Here is a 15,657-nt window from a genome sequence, read left to right on the forward strand (position 1 = left end):
GGTGGAGTTTTGTAAAAAAAAAGGGCAAAATTATGTGAGTTTTTTTTTTTTTTTTTTTTGTTGGGGTTTTTGGTGTTTTTTTGGTTGTTGTGTGTTTTTTTTTTTTTTTTTTTTTTTTTTTTTTTTTTTTTTTTTTTTTGGTGGGGGGGGGTCCGTCCCCCCCCCCCCCCCCCCCACTACCCGCATCTCAGGACGATCGAACACCACATGGACGCAACGAACGTCTCGGTGATTCAATCAAACGCCCGCAGCCCGATCGCACACCTCGCGCAAGCAGGCAATGAACCGCTCGCAAGCCGGACTGGGCCGCTTGTCCGCGCGCAGCGAATAGCCCACGTCGCCAAAACTGCCCGGCTCCGTATCGGCCAGCACGCGCAGCAACCCCGAATCGACAAAGCGGGCAGCCGCCGCGCGCGGCATCAAGCCCCCGCGCGGAGAATCGAGAATCAGGCCGATATTGGTCCGCACCGAAAGCGACTCCACCACGTCGTCGGGCAGGGCCAGCCCTGCTTCATGGAACAGCCGTTCGGCAGCCAGGCGCGATGGCGATTCGGGCACCGGCAATATCCACGCCCCGTCGCGCAAACGCGCCAACGGCACGTGACGCGGCGCACGCGCCCAGTGCTTCGCGCCGCCGACCACGCACAGCGATTCGCTGAACAGCACCTGATGCGTCAACGCGAAAGCGTTGGCCAATGGCAAGGCACGTTCGGGCAGGCGGCCCACCACGATGTCCAGATCGCCGCTGGCCAGTGCCGGAAAAAGCTGTGTCATGGCGGCCTCGCGCACGGACACGAGCACGCCCGGCGCACTCGCCTTCAGCCGCGCGATCGTGCGCGGCAACAGCTCGGCCGAGGCGGAGATCAGCGTGCCGACGATGACGTGGCCGCTCGCGCCCGAGCCGAACGCGTTGACCTCGTCGGTCAGATAGCGCAGCTCGGCCATCATGGATTTGACGCGGCGGCCGAGCAGCTCGCCGAATTCCGTGGGCTGCATGCCGCGGTTGCTGCGCAGAAATAGCGGCGCGCCGAAAGTGGCCTCCAGCTCGTGCACGATCTTGCTCGCGGCGGGCTGGGTCAGGCCCGTCTCGTTGGCGGCGCGCACGAGCGAGCCCGTTTCGAGCACGCGGTCGAAGACCTGGAGCTGATGGAATTTGAGCTTGCGGGCGAGCGCGAGGGCCGTGTGGGGCAATGAACGCATGGGCACAGTATGCCCCAGCCTGCATCCAGGCTAGGCCTTCTTCGCCCACGCCGGCAGGTCTCGCGGCGCCTCGCCGTCATACTGCGGCAGGTATTGCCGCGGGATCGGCCCTTTGTTGCGACCGCCCTGCTGGGTCTGCTCCCAGGCATGGGCCAGGATGCCCACCGAACGCGACAGGCAGAACAGGCCGCGCGCCAGCGGCGCGGGAAAACCCAGCTCGGCATAGATCACCGCGGTGGCGCCGTCGATGTTCATGGGAATGGGCCGGCCCTTCTGCACGGCCAGCTCGGCCTCGACTGCCCGGGCGATCTGCGCATAGCGGCCGGACACCTCGCCGCGCGCAGCCGCCTCGTCCACCAGCTGCAGCAAGCGCGGCGAACGCGGATCGCGCGGATGAAAGCGATGACCGAAGCCCGAGACGAACTTGCCGTTGAGTTCGACATACTCCTGCAAAGCCGCGCGCACGGCGTCTTCCGACGACATGCCGGCGTCCATGCGCGCGGCGGCATCGTGATAGAGCGCCACCGCCTGTTCGCCGGCGCCGCCGTGCACGTCGCCCAGCACGTTGACGGCCGAGGCCATGGCGTTGTTCAGCCCCACGCCGCAGGTGGCCGCCATGCGGGCAATGGCGATACTGGGCGCCTGCGGCCCGTGATCCACCGCCGACATCAGCGCGGCCTCCAGCAAGGCCCCCTGCCCCGGCGTGGGCAGGTCGCCGCGCAGCATCAGCCAGATCATCTGCGCAAAGCCGACGTTGCCGATCAGATCCTGGATGGCGTAGCCGCGATAGCGGATGACGCCTGGACTCATATCGATGACGCCGGTGCGCCACCAGGCGCTGCTGGCGTTTTCCACGTCGCTCGATGCACTCGTGTTCATAGGGCCCCCTTGGCGCTACGCGCCGTCCCCCCGAGGGGGAATTCACACTTGAAGCGGCTCGGCGTGTTCATAACGCTTGCTCCTCGCGCAGCGCGCGAATGTCGTTATCGCTGTAGCCCAACTCGCGCAGCAGCGCCTCGGTGTGCTGGCCCAGCGTGGGCGGCGGCGCGTCGACGGCAGGCATGGCGCCGTCGAGCTTGTAGCCCGCCCGCACCACGCGTATGTCGCGGCCCACGCCCGGCGCAGCGTCGAACTGCGCGATCATGCCGCGGCCCGCCACCTGCGGATGCGCCAGCGCCTGCGGCACCGAGTAAACCGGGCCGCTGGGCACGCCCGCGTCGGTCAGGAGCGGCCACCAGTGCGCGGCACCGCGCGCTGCCAGCGCCGCTTCGATCTCGACGGTAAGTTCGGCGCGATGCGCGAGGCGGGCCTGGCGCTCGGCAAAGCGCGCGTCGCCGGCCAAGTCCGCGCGGCCGATCACGCGGCACAGCGCCTCGAACTGCTCCTGCTTGTTGGCTGCGATATTGAGCAAGCCATCGGCCGTGCGAAAGGTGCCAGAAGGGCTGGCGGTGACGTTCTCGTTGCCCATGGGCTTGGGTTCGCGCCCGGCGATGAGATAGTTCGACACCGCCCACCCCATGGTGGCCATGGTGGCCTCCAGCATCGACACGTCGATGAAGCGCGCCGTGTCGCGATTGGGTTCGGCCAGCGCGGCGGCCACGGCGAAGGCGGCCGTCATGCCACCGACGGTATCCGCGATGGGGTACCCCACGCGCAGCGGCTCGCCACCGGTGTCGCCGGTGACGCTCATCACGCCCGACATGCCCTGAATGATCTGGTCGTAGGCCGGCAGATCGCGCAGCGGCCCGTCCTGGCCGAAGCCCGAGATGGCGCAATACACCAGCCTGGGCTGATGTTGTTTGAGCGCCTCGAAGCCCAGTCCCAGACGATCCATGACGCCGGGCCGGAAATTCTCCACCAGCACGTCGGCGCTCGCCACCAGGCGCAGCAGCACTTCCTTGCCGCGCGGATGCTTGAGGTTGACCGTGATGGAGCGCTTGCCGGCGTTTTGCGCCAGGAAGGACACGCCCATCAGGGCCTTGTTCAAGCCCGCATCGGCGCCCAGCTGGCGCGCCAGATCGCCGGTGCCGGGAGTCTCGACCTTGATGACGTCGGCGCCCATGTGGGCGAGCTGGTGACAGCAGAACGGGCCGGCCAGCACATTGGTGAGGTCGAGCACGCGCACATGCTGCAAAGGCTTGGACATGCAGACTCCTGATCGTTCAAACGCCGGGTACTCAATCGCCGTGCTTCAGTCGATATGGGCGCCGGACTCGCGCACGGTTTCGCCCCAACGCTTCTGCTCCGTGGCCAGGAACCGCGCGAGCTGTTCGGACGAGCCGCCCATCACGGTGCTGCCGTCGGCCTTGAGCGCGTCGATCACGTCCTGCCGCTTGAGCGCCTGGTTGACCGCGGCGTTGAGCGCGGCGATCACCGCAGCCGGCGTGCCGGCGGGAGCCACCACCGCCTTCCAGTCCACGGCCTCGAATCCCGGATAACCCGATTCTGCCACGGTCGGCACATCGGGCATGATGGCCAGGCGCTGCGACGAGGTCACGGCCAGCGCGCGCACCTTGCCGCCCTTGACCAGCGAGGCCGCGGTGGAAGGCGCCGACATGCTCAGGTCGACCTGCCCGCCGATGAGATTCGTGACCGCGGGCGAAGCGCCGGAGTAAGGCACCGTCAGCAGCTCGATGCCGGCTTCTTTGGCCAACAGCACGGCCGAAAGATGGCTGACCGTGCCCAGACCCGAGTTGGCGATGCTCAGCGAACCCGGCTTGGCCTTGGCCGCGGCAATCACGTCATGCAGGGTCTTGAAGGGCGACTCGGCACGCACCAGCAGCACCGTGGGCTGCGCCGCCACCAACGCCACCGGCGCGAAGTCGCGCGCGGCATCGTAGGGCACACGGGCATACAGCGTGGGGTTGATGGCCAGATTGGACGTCTGGCCCATGCCAATGGTCAGGCCATTGGGCTTGCTCTTGGCCAGCATCGAGATGCCGATATTGCCGCCCGCACCCGGGTGGTTCTCGACCACCAGGCTCCAGCCCGTGCCCTCGCCCATGCCGTGGACCAGCACGCGCGAGACATTGTCGGTTCCGCCGCCCGGGGGAAAGGGCACAATGAAGTGGATGGGGCTGTCTGGATAGGCTTCGGCCGCCGCGGCGGACACGGGCAAGGACAGGGGCAAGAGCGCCGCGCACGTCAGGGCGGCAAGGCGGATGCGAGCGGACAGATTCATGGGAAGTCTCCTGGGGCAAAGACCGGGCCAAAGCGGAAAGATGCTGGCTTCGGTCATGTTTTTATTTCATTAGATAGAACTTATTTCTATCTAATGATATTACTTTATGAAACCCGCAGGTAGAATGTCAAGCTATCTCCTACTGCCCCCGCCCTCTTTTCCGGCGTCCATGCCCCGCAAATCGTCCACGCCCTCCCTGGCCGACCGCAACGCCGCACAGGGCGGCGTCGCAGCCGTCGACCGCGCGCTGTCGCTGCTCGAGGCCTACTCCCCCGCGCGACCGCTGTTGACGCTGGCCGAGCTCGCCCAGCACACGCAACTGCACAAGAGCACCGTGCTGCGCATGCTGGCTTCGCTGGAACATGCTCACTTGATACAGCGCCGCGACGACGGCCGCTATGCGCTGGGCGCGGGCGTCGAGCGATTGCAGCGCGTGTATTCGCTGTCTTTTTCGATGGAAGCCGTCGTCATGCCGGTGCTGCATGAGCTGGTGCGGCAGACGCAGGAAAGCGCGGCCTTTCACGTGCGCCAGGGAGAGCGGCGACTGTGTCTGCACCGCGTGGATTCGCCGCGCCCGGTGCGCGATCACATGCAGGCCGGCGCCCTGCTGCCCATGGATCGTGGCGCCGGCGGACGTGTGCTCAGCGCCTGGCCCGATGCCGCCGATCCGTTGTCGCGGCGCATACGCCGCGAGCGGGTGGTAACCCTGGTGGGAGACCGCCTGCCGGAGCTGGCCGGGGTGGCCTCGCCCGTGTTCGGCGCCGACGGCGGCATTGTGGGCGCGCTCACGCTCACCATGCCGGCCGAGCGCCTGGAGAGCGGTTTCGAGCCTATCGTGCTGGCGCAGGCGCGGCATCTCACCGAGATGCTGGGCGGGCGCTTTCCGGAGTCCGCGACAGGCTAGCGAATCGCGCACAGGGGCCTCGACAGGCCCGCCGCGTTCAGCACTCGACGATATTCACCGCCAGGCCGCCGCGCGCCGTTTCCTTGTACTTGGTCTTCATGTCGGCGCCGGTTTCGCGCATGGTCTTGATGACGGAGTCCAGCGACACATAGTGATGCCCGTCGCCGCGCAGCGCCATGCGCGCGGCGTTCACCGCCTTGACCGAGGCCATGGCGTTGCGCTCGATGCACGGGATCTGCACCAGGCCGCCCACCGGATCGCAGGTCAGGCCCAGGTTGTGTTCCATGCCGATCTCGGCGGCGTTCTCCACCTGATCGATGCCGCCGCCCAGCACCGCCGCCAGCGCGCCTGCGGCCATGGAGCACGCGACGCCCACTTCGCCCTGGCAGCCCACCTCGGCGCCGGAGAGCGAGGCGTTGTACTTGTACAGAAGCCCGATGGCCGCCGCCGTCAGCAGGAACTCGCGCGCGCCGGCCGCGTTGGCGCCGGGCACGAAACGGTCGTAGTAATGCATCACCGCCGGGATGATGCCGGCCGCGCCGTTGGTCGGCGCCGTCACCACGCGCCCGCCGGCGGCATTCTCTTCGTTGACGGCCATGGCATAGAGATTGACCCAATCCATGACCGACAGGGGATCGGACAAGGAGCGCTCGGCCTGGTGCGTCAGGCAGCGATACAGCTCGGGCGCGCGGCGGCGCACCTTCAGCGGCCCGGGCAGTTCGGTCGGCATGTCGGCCTGGCCGATGCCGCAGCCGCGGCGCACGCATTCCTGCATGACCCCCCAGATGCGGTCCAGACCCGCGTCGATCTCTTCGCGCGTACGCCAAGTCTCTTCGTTGCGCAGCATCAGTTCGGCCACGCTCAGGCCGCTTTCGCGGCACATGCGCATCAGATCGGCAGAGGTGCGAAACGGGAACGGCAGTTGATCGTGCGCGGCGATGACTTGGCTGTTGGACGCGCCGGGCGTGACCACGAAGCCCCCGCCTACCGACAGATAGCGCGCCTCGCGCAGCGACTGCCCGTCTGCGTCGAAGGCATGGAACTTCATGCCGTTGGGATGCTCGGCCATGGCCTCGCGCCGGTAAAAGAGCACGTGCTCTTTCTCGACGAAAGTCACGGCATGCGAGCCCAGCAGCAACAAGGAACGCCGGGCTCGCACCTGTTGCAGCATCTCGGCGATGCGCGTGGGATCGACGGTATCGGGCGCCTGGCCCAGCAGGCCGAGAATCACGCCCTTGTCGGTGCCGTGCCCCTTGCCGGTGGCGCCCAGCGAACCGTAGAGTTCGACGCGCACCTGCGCCGTGCGCGCCAGCAGGCCGTCACGCTCCAGGCCCTGGGCGAACAGCAGCGCCGCCCGCATGGGCCCCACCGTGTGGGAGCTGGACGGACCTATGCCTATCTTGAACAGATCGAATACCGAAACGGCCACAGCGCCCTCGTCTATCGTTTTTTTAGAATTACAGGTGCTTGCCGAACCAGGCCAGCATGCGCTTCCAGCCGTCTTCGGCAGCCGGCTTGTCGTACATGGCGCGATAGTCGGCCAGGAACCCGTGCCCCACGCCGGGATACACCACGATCTCGCTCGCCTTGGATGCTGCGTTGCCCGACGCGGCCAGGCGACGCTTCATTTCTTCGACCGTATCCAGCGGAATGCTGTCGTCTTTTTCGGCATACAAGCCCAGCACCGGACCATGAATCTTGTCGGCGATGTCCACCGCCATGGTCTTGATGAGAGGACCATGACCGGTCGTCAGCTTGCCGTACCACGCCACCGCGGCCTTGACTGCGGGATTGTGCGCGGCGTACATCCAGGTCAGACGGCCGCCCCAGCAAAAGCCGGTCACGCCGACGCGCCGGGTATCGCCGCCGTTCTGGCCGGCCCAGGCCAGGCTCGCGTCCAGATCGGCCAGCACCTGTTCGTCGCTGACTTTGCCGACCAGCTCGGAAATCAGTTTGGGGATATCGGTGTAGGTCGACGCATCGCCCTGCCGCTCGTACAGGTTGGCGGCCACGGCCAGGTAGCCGGCCTTGGCCACGCGGCGGCAGATGTCCCTGATGTGTTCGTGGATGCCGAAGATTTCCTGCACCACGAGCACCACGGGCAGATCTTTCCCGCCCTGGGGCGCGGCGTAGTAGGCGGCTATCGTGCCGCCCTGGACGGGCAGGCGGAATTCGCCGTGGGCCAGACCCTGGGCATCGGTATGAATGGTGGTGGCTGCGACGGGGCCGGCGGCGGGGGCATTGCTCATTGGAAAACTCCTGAGGTCAGATTTTCTGCGCCCATGATACGACGGTTGACTGAATTATTTATGAGCGCGCATGGGCGCTCGCCCGCCCGCACTGCCGCATCACTTGCGCAGGAAGTTCGCCTCGAACTCGTCCACGGGCAGCGGCTTGCTGAACAGAAAGCCCTGCATTTCGTCGCACTTGAGCAGCTTGAGCAGCCGGTGTTGTTCCTGAGTTTCGACGCCTTCGGCCACCACCGTGAGGCTCAGCCCGTGCGCAAGGCTGATGATGGTGGAAACCAGCGCCAGGCCCTCGGAACTGTCGGTCATCCCGACGATGAACGACCGGTCGATCTTGAGCGTGTCGACCGGCAATTTCGCGAGGTATCCGAGCGACGAAAAACCGGTGCCGAAATCGTCGATGGCCACCTTCACGCCGAGGCCGCGGATCGCCTCGAGGCTGGCGATGCTCTGATTCAGATCGGCCATGATCATGCTTTCGGTGAGCTCCAGCTCCAGACCGCGCGCAGCATCCGGATCCACGGACAGAATGTGCCGGACAACGTCTGCGAAAGCCTGATCCCGCAATTGCAGCGGCGAAACATTCACGGCGACGCGAACGGCCTGTAGCCCCCTCGCTCGCCAGCGCAGAAAATCGGCAGTGGCCTGACCCAGCGCCCAGCGTCCGACCTCATAGATCAGACCGGTCTCTTCCAGCAAGGGGATGAACCGGCCGGGAGCCACCAGACCGGATTGCGGATCGTTCCAGCGTATCAGCGCCTCCGCACCGACCACCCGGCCGCTCTCCAGATCGACCTTGGGCTGGTAGTGCAACACAAACTCGCCATGGTCGATGGCATAGCGCAGGCGGTTTTCCATTTCCAGCTTGTGCGCCACCGACTCTGTCATGGCACGGGTATGGAACAGGTAGCGGGCGCCGGATTCCTTGGCCCGCTTGAGCGCAGCCTCGGCATTGCGGAACAGCATTTCGGCGTCATCGCCGTCATCCGGAAAAATCGCCACCCCGGCTTTGGAGGAAATCCGCAAATTGACGTTGTTCAGCTCGAACTGCTGCACCGATAACGCATCGGCCATCGTGTTGAACAGCTTGGTCAGATTTCCGTCCTGCCTGACCTCCGGTATCACCACGGCAAAACGGTCGGCCCCCACGCGTGCCAGCAGCTTTTCATCCTTGACCCGCAAGGTGAGCCATTGCGCGATTTTCCGCAGCAGCACGTCCCCGGAAGAGCGGCCCAGGCTGTCGTTGATGTTTTTGAACCGGTCCAGATCCATCAGCAGCACCGCGACGCGTCCGTTTCTGCGCCGGGCGGTCCGGATCGCCTGTCCGACGCGGTCCATGAAAAGATTGCGGTTGGCCAGGTTGGTCAGTTCGTCGTAATAAGCCAGATAGGTCAGGCGTTCCTGCTTTTCGATGTGATCGATCGCAAAGGAAATGTCGCGGGCCAGGTCCGTCAACAGACGCATTTCTTCCTGGTGGAAGAACTCGGCCTCTCCGGCATACAGGGCGATCAGGCCGATAGCCGCGTTGTCGACGATCAAGGGCAGCACCGCGATGGATCTGACGCCGGCATCGGCGTAATCGACGCTGAAGATGATGTTGGGATCGTGCAGCGAATCGTTTGCGATGATGGCGCGCCTCTCGGCTATCGCCTGCATGAACATCGTGGCGCGCGCACGCTCGGGTGCTGCCAGAACGCCTTCGATCCTGGCCGACAGTTCATCGTCCTGGCCGACGGACGCCACCGGACACAGCCGGCCCGTCGCCCTGTCCATTACTGCGATCATGGCCATGCGAAAGCCGCCGGTTTCGGCGGCGATGCGGCATGTCTCGCGAAACAGCTCGGTTTGCTCGCCGGCGCGCACGATGAGCGCGTTGATCTCGCTGAGCATGGCGTACACGCGATTCAGATACCGGATTCTCGCCTCGCTTTCCTTGCGCTGCGTGATGTTTTCAAATACCGCCGTGAAATGCTCGGCATCGGTGCTGTAGACCGTGACATCGAGCCAGCCTATAGGCGCCGGCAGATCAATTTCAAATTTTTCCGGCTTGCCGCTTCTGATCACGCGCCCACAAGTCTCGAACACTTCGGGGCGAATGCGGATGAGATCGGGAATGACCTCGGAGACTTTTTTTCCGACGGCGTCGCTCAACCCGGTCAGCGCATAAAACGCCTTGTTGACTTCGACATAGGTGAAATCGGAAATTCCCTCTTCCTGCCAGGTCACCTTGCAATAGGCGTACCCCTCGAGCATGGTCTCGATCAGCGAGTGATATCGGATTTCGCTGGCCTTGAGCGCGGCGTCCGAAAGCTTGCGCTCGGTAATATCCTGGCAGGTGCCCAGCGCCCTGAGCGGATGGCCGGCCTCGTCGAACACGGTCTGCCAGCGCTCTTCCACATATTTGATCCGCCCGTCCGGGAGCACGATCCGGTGCTCGATCGCGCAGGGCGTCCCGACGCCGATCGACGCATTGAACGTGCCGTCCACGTTGGCACGGTCTTCGGGATGCACTCGCTCCAGAAACCCGGCATGCGTAGGCTGAAAATTCGCCGGATCGATTTCAAAAATCCGATAGGTCTGCGCCGACCAGATGACCTTCAGCGTCGTCAGATCGGTCTCCCAGCTTCCGATCTTCGCCACCTCCTGAGCCGACGTGAGCCGAGACCGCTCGATCTCGAGCATATCGACCAATTGCCGCTGTTCCTGCGCGCTGTCGCGCAGCGACTGCTGGATACGCCTGGCCTCGGTGACGTCGCGAAAGTACCATATGCGCCCGTAATAGGCGCCGTCGTCTCCCGCCACCGGCGCGGAATAGCGCTCGAGGATCCTACCGTCGTTCAGTTCGACTTCGTCGTTGCAAACGGCGTCGCGATGCTCGTACAGATGCCGCACCTGGGCAACGAACGCAGCGGGATCCGCCGTTTGACGGGCGGCGTAGGCCAAGGCGGGTTCGTCGTGATTGCGGCTAAGGATGGATTCGGGAATATTCCAGAGCTCGAGGAATTTTCTGTTGTAGGTAAGAATCTCGTTGTTTTCCCCCACGACCAGAATGGCATCGAGCGCGGTTTCCTGCTCTGTCTGCAGAATCGTGTTTTTTAGCCGGACTTCCTTTTCGATCGCACCGCGCTCGGTCAACTCCCTTTCCAGCGCGCGGTTCGTTTCCTCGAGCTGCAGGGTTTTTTCCTCGAGCTTTCTGATCAGGGTCTGGCTGTAGTGCTGGAACGTGGTGGGCTCCAGCAGGCCGGCCCCCGAGGCTGCAGACGGCTTCGCGACCGCGCTGCGCGCCTGCACCGCGCGCAGCTTTTCCAGAAACAGGTCGGGCTCGCACGGTTTCAGTATGAAGCCGTCCGCCCCGAGATCGAAGGCCAGGCGCTCATCTTCGTATTCGGTGTAGGTCGCCGTGTAGACAATGAACGGGATCTGTCTGAGGCGCTCGTCCGCCTTCCAGTAGCGCAGCAGCGTGTAGCCGTCCATGACCGGCATCAGCAGGTCGGAAATCACCACGTCGGGCGGGCACTGGCGCGCCATCACCAGCGCTTGCGCACCGTGCTGCGCCGACTCTACCTGGTAACCATGCCCCTGCAGGAGTGCACGTAGATAGTAGGTATTTTCCTCCTTGTCCTCGACAACGAGCACACGCATGACGGTACGCCTTGTGGTAAGTGAAGGTCAGCTCAGAAATCGTTCAATTTCAGTGACAAACGTCTCGGGATTGATCGGCTTTTCGATGTAGCCGTCGCAGCCGGCGGCAAGGCAGCGCTCGCGATCGCCGGCCATGGCGTAGGAAGTCACCGCAATGATGGGGGTTTTTCTCAGCGACGGCAGCGCCCGCAGTTCGCGCGCCACATCGTAACCATTCATGAGCGGCAACTGGATGTCAAGCAATATCAGGTCCGGCGCCTTGGTTCGCGCCATTGAGATTCCCGCCGGGCCGTCGCATGCCGAATCGATGCGGTATCCGCGCTGCTCCAGCAGAAAAGTCGCGAGATAGCGGTTCTGCTCGTTGTCTTCGATCAAGAGAATGTTCGAGCTCATGGCTTGTTTTCAGACTCCAGCGGAAGCGTGACGATGAATCGGCTGCCTTTGCCGTATTCGCTGCGCGCGACGATCTCGCCCCCCAGCATGTGCGCCAGGCGGCGGCAAATCACGAGACCGAGTCCCGTCCCCTCGTATTTGCGAGTCAGGCTCGAATCGAGCTGCCGGAAAGGTTCGAACAGCTTGCCTATGTCCTCGGAGCGGATACCGATGCCGGTATCGGCGACCGTGATGCGTATCGCTGCGGCGGATTGCATCGCGCCGTCCGACTCATAGGCGTCGAGCCTTTCGGCGGTGACCGCGATGCGGCCTTGATCGGTGAATTTGATGGCGTTGCTGATCAGATTCAGAACGATCTGCTCGAACTTGCGGCGATCGCCGTACATCTGATCCAGTTCGGGCGCAATGACAAGATCGAAGGCGAGGCCTTTTTTCATGATCATCGGCCGCACGGACGCAACGACGCGGTCCAGGCAAACCGGCACGCAGAACATTTCCCGGCTGAGCACGACCTGCCCGGCTTCGATCTTGGAGATGTCGAGCACATCGTTGATCAGCTCCAGCAGATGGCGCGCACTGCCCTGCACCATGCCCAGCTGCTTGGTCTGCTCCGGATTCAGCGGGCCCGCCAGGTTCTGCAGCAAAATTCCGGTGAATCCGATGATGGAGTTGAGCGGCGTGCGCAGCTCGTGCGACATGGTCGCGAGAAATGCCGATTTCAGGTTGTCGGCGGCCTCGGCGCGTTCCAGGGCCGCCTGCAGCGCCGCCGTCCTGGCCTTGACCTGCCGTTCCAGCTCGTCGCGCGAGTCGCGCAGCGCCGTCTCGGCATTGATGCGGTCGGTGATGTCCTGAAGCGTCACAAATGCGAGTTGCCTGTTGCCCGCGTAGGTCACCTGCGAGCCGCAGTAGCTGAATATCCGTTCCCAGCCGGTATCTTTGCGCCGTACGCGAGCGCGATAATCGTTCAAGGCCTCGCCCGCTCGAACCCGCGCCAAAGGCCAGCGGTCTTGAGCGAGGCGCGTTCCGTCCAATTCGAAAATCTCGAAAATCTCGCTGAACTCGCGTTGCCGGCGCCGGCCTTCGTCCAGGTCGGCAAACCCGAGCAGACGCAGCGATTCGGGGTTCCAGTGCAGGTAGCTGAGCTCGGGGTCGGCGATCACCAGGCCTTCCCGAAGATTTTCAACCACCACATTGAGCCGCTCCTGGCTCGCCAGCATGTCCTGCTCGGCCTTGAGGCGTTCGCTGATATCGATGCCCATGCCCACCAGGCAGGTCATGTCGACATAGTCGATGCGCCGGCCGGTAAAGAAATAGGGATGCGTGGAGCCGTCTTTGCTTCGGAACGGCGCTTCGAGCGTGGATTCGCCAAGTCGAAAGACCTCCCCGACCCGCTCCTCCAGATTGGGCCAGTCTTGCGGCACAAAAAAATCGCGGGGATGCATGCGCGCGATTTCGGCGGCCGAATAGCCCGAGACCGTTTCGAAATTGCGATTCCAGCGCAGAAACTGTCCCTGATCGTTATAGAAGTACAGAATGCCGGGCATGCTGTCGATCATGGTCTTCGAGAACTGGCGCTCGCTTTCGGCGAGCGCCTGGGCGCAGCGCCGTTCTTCTTCGCGCAGAAAGTTGTCGAGTGCGAACGACACATTGCCGGCAGCCTCCTCCAGCAGCGCCACTTCTTTGGCCTGAAAAAAATCTTCGCGGTCTGCGTACACCGTCAAGGTGCCGGCGATACGACCTTCCTCGCGTATCGGAAATACAGCCATGGCGCGGTATCCGCGCTGCTGCAATTCGGCCCGCCAGATCGACATGACCGGATCCGAGAGCAGGCGATTGCAGATGTAGGGCTGCCCGCTGCGAAAGGCCCGCCCGGATGCGCCGAGGCCTTCCGGCCGCTCGTCGGCATAGACCCGGATGCGTTCCAGGTAGCCGGCATCGTCGCCCCAGGACGCCGCCGGAACCAGCCGTTCGGTGCCGGGGTCGCGCCATCCGATCCATGCCATGCCGATCGCGCCCTGTTCGACCAGGACGCGGCATGCGCTGCGCAAAAGCTCTTGCCGCGACTGCGCCTTGACGGTGATCTGGCTGATCTGGCTCAGTGCGCCGTACAAGCGGTACATCCTGAGCACTTCTCGCTCGCGCGCCTTGAGCGTCGTGATGCCGCGGATGATCTCGGAAACCCCGACGATCGCGCCTTGACGATCGCGTATCGGGGAGAGCGAGACGCAGACGTCGATCAGGCTTGCGCTGCTCGTGAGCGCCGTCGTTTCGAAATGATCGACGATCTCGCCGCGCCGGACTCTGTCGAAGACGGCGTCCGATTCCTGCTGCCTGTCGGCCGGAACGATTCGCGTGACGGACCTGCCGATCATCTCCTCGGCACGCAGGCCGAAGATCCTTTCCGCCCCGGCATTCCAGCCGGTCACCAAGCCGTTCAGGTCTTTGCTGACGATGGCATATTCCGACAACTCGGCAATAGCCGCCAATCTACCGGCTGCCTGTTCAAGCTCGTCATTCCCTCGGCTGTCCATCATCGTCAGCAAAGTGCAAATTGAGTACTGCTTTCAGGCCGCGCTACCGGCGGAGTTTGCTATCTGGAACTTATCGCCTGCCACTGCATCATGAGTCACCGAAGAATAGGAGTCTTTTTCCCTTCCAGTCAATGCGCCTGTTCCCAGTTCTTGCCGACCCCGACTTCGGCGATCAACGGCACGCGCAGCTCGGCCACCCCGCACATCAAACGCGGCAACTGCGTCCGCACGAGTTCGACTTCGTCCTCGGGCGCCTCCAGTACCAGCTCGTCGTGCACCTGCATGATCATGCGCGACCGCAGGTTCTCGGAGTCCAGCCAGTTCTGCACCGCCACCATCGCCATCTTGATAAGGTCGGCCGCGGTGCCTTGCATGGGCGCATTGATCGCGGCGCGTTCGGCGCCCTGGCGCCGCGGCCCCGACGCGCGGATGTCGGGCAATTGCAGGCGCCGGCCGAACACCGTCTCGACATAACCCTGCTCGTGCGCCAATCGGCGGGTCTGTTCCATATAGCGCGCAACATTGGGATAGCGCGCGAAATAGCGGTCGATATAAGCCTGGGCCGCGTCGCGCGTGATGCCCAGGCTGGATGCCAGGCCGAACACGCCCATACCGTAGATCAGGCCGAAATTGATCGCCTTGGCGGCACGGCGCTGCTCGCTCGTGACCTCGGCCAGCGCCGTGCCGAACACCTCCGAGGCGGTAGCGCGGTGAATGTCCTCGCCTGCCGCGAAGGCGCTCTGCAGATTGGCGTCGTCGGATACGTGCGCCATGATGCGCAGCTCGATCTGCGAATAATCGGCCGAAAGCAGCATGCCGCGCTCGGCGATGAAGGCCTCGCGCACGCGCCGGCCCGCCGCGGTGCGCACGGGAATGTTCTGCAGGTTGGGATCGGTCGAGGCCAGCCGCCCCGTGATCACCGCGGCCTGCGCATAATGCGTATGCACCCGCCCGGTAGCCGGCAGAATCATGCGCGGCAGCTTGTCGGTATACGTGGACTTGAGCTTGGACAGGCCGCGATAGTCCAGCAGCGCCTGCGGCAGCGGGTAGTCCTGCGCCAGCTTGGTCAGCACTTCTTCGTCGGTGGAGGGCGCGCCGCTGGGGGTCTTGCGCACCACGGGCAAGCCCATGCGCTCGAACAGGATCTCGCCCAGCTGCTTGGGCGAATTCAGATTGAACGGCTGGCCGGCCAGCGCATAGGCGCGCTCTTCCAGCACCTGCATTTCCTGGCCCAGTTGATGGCTCTGGCGGCCGAGCTCCTCGGCATCGATCTTTACGCCGTTGCGTTCGATCACGGTCAGCACGCGCGAGACCTCCATTTCCAGCTTGTAGATGCGCTCGAGCCCCGCGTCGGCCGCCACGCGCGGACGCAGCAGCCGATGCAGCTGCAAGGTGAAATCGGAATCCTCGGCAGAATAGAAGCCGGCCTTGTCCACCGCCACCTCGTCGAAGCCGATCTGCTTGGCACCCTTGCCGCAGAGCGCTTCGTAGGTCACGCCGCTGCGGCCCAGGTAGCGCTGGGCCAGGTCGGACAGGCCCACGCCGCGGTGCGATTCCAGT

Annotated in this window: 11 protein-coding genes; 1 reads left to right on the plus strand and 10 read right to left on the minus strand. The window is 64.1% G+C overall.

Annotation, left to right across the window (positions count from 1 at the left end):
• Window positions 1-237 precede the first annotated feature (237 nt).
• The 4 genes from ACTHJ1_RS18990 to ACTHJ1_RS19005 form a co-directional block, all read right to left on the minus strand.
• Window positions 238-1,200 carry a LysR substrate-binding domain-containing protein gene (locus ACTHJ1_RS18990; RefSeq protein ID WP_440195962.1) on the minus strand — a complete coding sequence of 321 codons (963 nt, stop codon included), beginning with the start codon at window positions 1,198-1,200 and terminating at the stop codon, window positions 238-240.
• Window positions 1,201-1,230: 30 nt separating this feature from the next.
• The gene (locus ACTHJ1_RS18995; protein WP_440195965.1) at window positions 1,231-2,079 is read right to left on the minus strand and encodes a citryl-CoA lyase; all 849 of its coding nucleotides are present in this window, start codon (window positions 2,077-2,079) and stop codon (window positions 1,231-1,233) included.
• 67 nt (window positions 2,080-2,146) lie between these two features.
• A complete protein-coding gene (locus ACTHJ1_RS19000; protein WP_440195967.1) occupies window positions 2,147-3,346 on the minus strand; it encodes a CaiB/BaiF CoA transferase family protein in 1,200 nt (399 codons plus the stop codon).
• 45 nt (window positions 3,347-3,391) lie between these two features.
• Window positions 3,392-4,381 (minus strand): Bug family tripartite tricarboxylate transporter substrate binding protein, encoded by a 990-nt coding sequence (locus ACTHJ1_RS19005; RefSeq protein ID WP_440195970.1) that lies wholly within the window; start codon window positions 4,379-4,381, stop codon window positions 3,392-3,394.
• A gap of 169 nt (window positions 4,382-4,550) precedes the next feature.
• Between ACTHJ1_RS19005 and ACTHJ1_RS19010 the strand changes: the two genes are divergently transcribed.
• Window positions 4,551-5,285, plus strand: coding sequence for an IclR family transcriptional regulator (locus ACTHJ1_RS19010; protein WP_440195973.1), 735 nt, complete (start codon window positions 4,551-4,553; stop codon window positions 5,283-5,285).
• Window positions 5,286-5,322: 37 nt separating this feature from the next.
• Here ACTHJ1_RS19010 and ACTHJ1_RS19015 read toward each other — a convergent pair whose 3' ends face one another.
• The 6 genes from ACTHJ1_RS19015 to ACTHJ1_RS19040 form a co-directional block, all read right to left on the minus strand.
• On the minus strand, window positions 5,323-6,714 hold the full coding sequence (locus tag ACTHJ1_RS19015; RefSeq protein ID WP_440195976.1) for an L-serine ammonia-lyase: 1,392 nt from the start codon (window positions 6,712-6,714) through the stop codon (window positions 5,323-5,325).
• A 28-nt stretch (window positions 6,715-6,742) separates the two neighbouring features.
• On the minus strand, window positions 6,743-7,534 hold the full coding sequence (locus ACTHJ1_RS19020) for a dienelactone hydrolase family protein (RefSeq protein ID WP_440195979.1): 792 nt from the start codon (window positions 7,532-7,534) through the stop codon (window positions 6,743-6,745).
• Window positions 7,535-7,633: 99 nt separating this feature from the next.
• On the minus strand, window positions 7,634-11,173 hold the full coding sequence (locus ACTHJ1_RS19025; RefSeq protein WP_440195982.1) for an EAL domain-containing protein: 3,540 nt from the start codon (window positions 11,171-11,173) through the stop codon (window positions 7,634-7,636).
• A gap of 27 nt (window positions 11,174-11,200) precedes the next feature.
• Window positions 11,201-11,566, minus strand: a complete 366-nt coding sequence (locus ACTHJ1_RS19030) for a response regulator (protein ID WP_440195985.1) — start codon at window positions 11,564-11,566, stop codon at window positions 11,201-11,203.
• Entirely contained in the window at window positions 11,563-14,052 is a 2,490-nt protein-coding gene (locus ACTHJ1_RS19035) for a PAS domain S-box protein (protein ID WP_440195988.1), read from the minus strand. The genes ACTHJ1_RS19030 and ACTHJ1_RS19035 overlap by 4 nt, the downstream gene beginning before the upstream one ends.
• 173 nt (window positions 14,053-14,225) lie before the next feature.
• A partial coding sequence (locus ACTHJ1_RS19040; RefSeq protein WP_440195991.1) for a DNA polymerase occupies window positions 14,226-15,657 on the minus strand: 1,432 nt, incomplete at its 5' end.

Source organism: Bordetella sp. (assembly GCF_051960075.1).
Classification (GTDB): domain Bacteria; phylum Pseudomonadota; class Gammaproteobacteria; order Burkholderiales; family Burkholderiaceae_B; genus Bordetella.